Origin of the sequence: Thermodesulfatator autotrophicus, assembly GCF_001642325.1 — a bacterium.
GTDB classification, from domain to species: Bacteria; Desulfobacterota; Thermodesulfobacteria; order Thermodesulfobacteriales; family Thermodesulfatatoraceae; genus Thermodesulfatator; species Thermodesulfatator autotrophicus.
The window spans coordinates 1-3100 of sequence record NZ_LSFI01000071.1 but is presented as its reverse complement, the minus strand read 5'-3'; the positions used below and the strand labels follow the sequence as shown (position 1 = coordinate 3100).

At 40.5% G+C, this 3100-nt stretch carries 2 protein-coding genes; both read right to left on the bottom strand.

What is annotated here, in order from left to right:
* Positions 1 to 151: 151 nt before the first annotated feature.
* Positions 152 to 1216: a hypothetical protein gene (locus TH606_RS10590; protein WP_068543850.1), complete on the bottom strand. Its 1065-nt coding sequence runs from the start codon at positions 1214 to 1216 to the stop codon at positions 152 to 154.
* Between the two features lie 25 nt (positions 1217 to 1241).
* Complete coding sequence (locus TH606_RS10585; RefSeq protein WP_068543847.1) at positions 1242 to 2861, bottom strand: hypothetical protein; 1620 nt, start codon at positions 2859 to 2861, stop codon at positions 1242 to 1244.
* Positions 2862 to 3100: the final 239 nt, after the last annotated feature.

The following is a 3100-nucleotide window of genomic DNA, read 5'->3' as shown; positions in this document are numbered from 1 at the left end:
CTTCGTCGCCTCCGGCTCCTCGCAGTGACAGGGAAAGGTGTACCTCGCGGCGGTAAAGAAAACTGTCATTGCGAGCCACGATGCGAGCCACAAAGTGGCGAAGCAATCTCTCTTTCCTCAAGAAAACTTTTGGCAATATTGTTATTAGATATCATGGCTCTCTTGTTATAATTCGAAGGACATTTCGGCGTCCGTCAGCCGTAAGTTTATCTATATAACGCATAGTAACTCTGGTAGAATGAGATTCCCAATTAAGACTTATAGTACCTTCAAAAATGCCTGATTTAGGTGAGGTTTCTCGCAAAATCAAAGAAGGATAATTACAAATAGGAGAACATGGATATCCCGAAATAGTCACCTCCACGCGGATTCTTCCAGCTCCAGCTCGGTCCAGATCCACCACGCGTAACTTTATTTCTCTAGGAGAAGGTATGAAACTTATAGAAAGACGGGCATCGGTTCCAACAGGAGCCTGGCCGAAATATAAATCTCCCCGCTGAAGAATAATCTTATAATCATCCCGTGGATTAAAATGGATTTCAATATAGCCTTCTTTGTATTCTGGAAGACCAGCATAATAAAGCCGCCAGTAAACTTGAGCCATTATAGTATTCTCGGTTCGTAAAACCTGTTTCACTGAAAATTTAAGGACAATATTTTGCAAAAGGCGAAAATCCTGGTAGATTTGTTGGCGTAAGCGATGCCAACCTTGTGGATAGTTTATATAATCACGGGAAATAAGACTCATATATCTTTCAAGATCTCGGGACATATAAGCTCGAGCCAAAAGTTCAAGGCGCTTCTGGAGTAACTCCTGAAGAGTTCCCGGAAAATAGCTTATTTCTATTCCAGGTGAGCCTAAAATATATGTTTTCCCCTGCTCATCGGTTACCTTGATAAGAAGATGATAGACGCGATTAGGCTGGGGACGGAAGAGATAACGGAAAAGCTCGGTCCCCTCGGCAGGCTCAAAGGTGCGGCCCCTATCTAGGGATATTTCCACATGCCGTACAGGTATTTTGCTCTCTAATTCTCCTTCCAGAACCACACGACCACGAAAGTCTAGGTCTTCATGGGTAAGAATTACTTTTTTGGCTCCGAGTAAAGAGACTTCTCCTGCTTTAACCCAGAGAAGAGATGGCCCACGGAAAGCCTGAGCTTCTTGAATTATTCCAAAGATACACAAGATAAAAAACAAAAATGATATCTTTTTCATCTATACTCCTCCTACATGTGGGTCTTTAAAAATTCATATGCAATTTCAGGACCAATAAGTCTTCCTGGTAGTCTCCAGGAGAATCTTTTTCCTGGTAATCATTATGGGTAAAAGAAAAGTTTAGCCTGGCGTTAAAAGAAGGAGTTTCTCTGAGACGCTGCTCCAGGGTCAAACTATAAGAATAAAGGGTATTATCTGAAACTCCTCCCGGATTATCACTCAGGTTACGCTCCAGCCCAAACCTAAGGCCGAGAGAAGTGCCTCTTGCTTCAGAAATAAAAGATGTATTAACCTCTCCACGCCAGGAGCGATCTTTAAAATCGGTACGCACGGTCTTTCTATATGAATAGGAAAGATCTAAAGAAAGGTCGTAGCTCCAGGTTTCTTTTGATTGAAAAAAAACTAGAGATAAAGCTGGAACATGGGAAAAATATTCTGACGTAGGGTCCACATAGTCCCAGTAGCGGCTGTAAGTATAACTAAGGGAGTAGCGCCAAAAAGAAAATGATTGAGACAATGAAAAATTACCACGAATTTCTTCGTTATCTGTCATAGGTTGAGACCCATGGTTATAATTTTGGAAGTAATCAATTTGTAAATTTATCCCCAGGGTATTCCACACATCTTCTCTAGTCCAAAAAGGATTCCAGAATGAAGCAAGTGAAGCAATTTCAGTATAAGTGCGCTCCTCGGCTTCGGAATTAGAACTAATTTTATCGTAGGCATATTCGTACATTAGGTTTAAGTTCCAGCTAGGAGAAGGGCTTAAGTTTCCTTCAAAGTGATAACGCTGGCGGTCGGGATTAGAGGCGCCAAAGACAGTCATAAACCATGGTTCTACCCGTTCAAATTCAAACTTTAGATTTAAGTATGTAAGGGGAGAAAGTTCCATTCCCAAAAAATATACATTATCATAGCGATCTTCCGTTAAACGGGTATCTTGATTATAAACACTTCTTGCCCATTCTCCTCTCAGCCGAAAGACTTCTAAAGGAGACCATTCAAAAGAAATTCCTCCTACAGTATTTTCTTCATCCCCAATGGGGGAATCTTCCCGCAGCGTAGAACTATCTACATTAGAAGAAACCATTGCTATCTGGAACGATAAGTTCTTTACCTTTCCCTTGAAACTTGCCCCTTCAACGTAACGGACATATTTGTCTAGATCTTCATCTCGGTTTCGTCCTACAAAAGCCTTGGCTTCTATAGAATCTTGAAGATTCATCTGGCACTTAACACCAAAAAGAGAAGTATTGAAGGTATAGCGAGTGAAATCTTCCGCAAAGTCTCCTCCTTGAATGACCATTTTGTCGTTATAAAAACGAAAGAAACCTTCAAGGATATAAAAATTTCTTTTATTTATCTGAAACATGGGGTCATCGGTAAATCTTGAGTAAAGGTGGGTTTCCAAGTGCCAGCCGCCAGGAGTATATTGATAAAGATTAAACACTAACTCTTCATTGTAGTGGGCTCCTTCAGTATTGACCGAGCGACTACTGTCCCCTTCTATATTTAGATAATTTAATTGGGTTAAGGACTGGATATCCAGACGCCCGGAATCCCACTCTACCGCCAGGACAGGAGAAACCAACCAAAGCAACAAAAATGTCGTAACCCCCCAGCAAATTTTAAGAAACTTTCGCATTTTGCCTCCCTATCAGGAAGTTTTTGTACGAAATTACCTTCCAAGAAGGAGGAAACAGCCCAGCGGGACTCAAAAGGCTATTTTCTCTCCTTACATCAAATCGGATATCAAAAGATAAAAGAACGATAAAGGTCAATTAAGATGTAAAAACATCTCATAAAAGGTCCTCTCCTTAAAAGATAAATTTATCTTTTATATTTTTAAATTTTTAAAAGATAAGGTAGTATTTCAGTAATTGT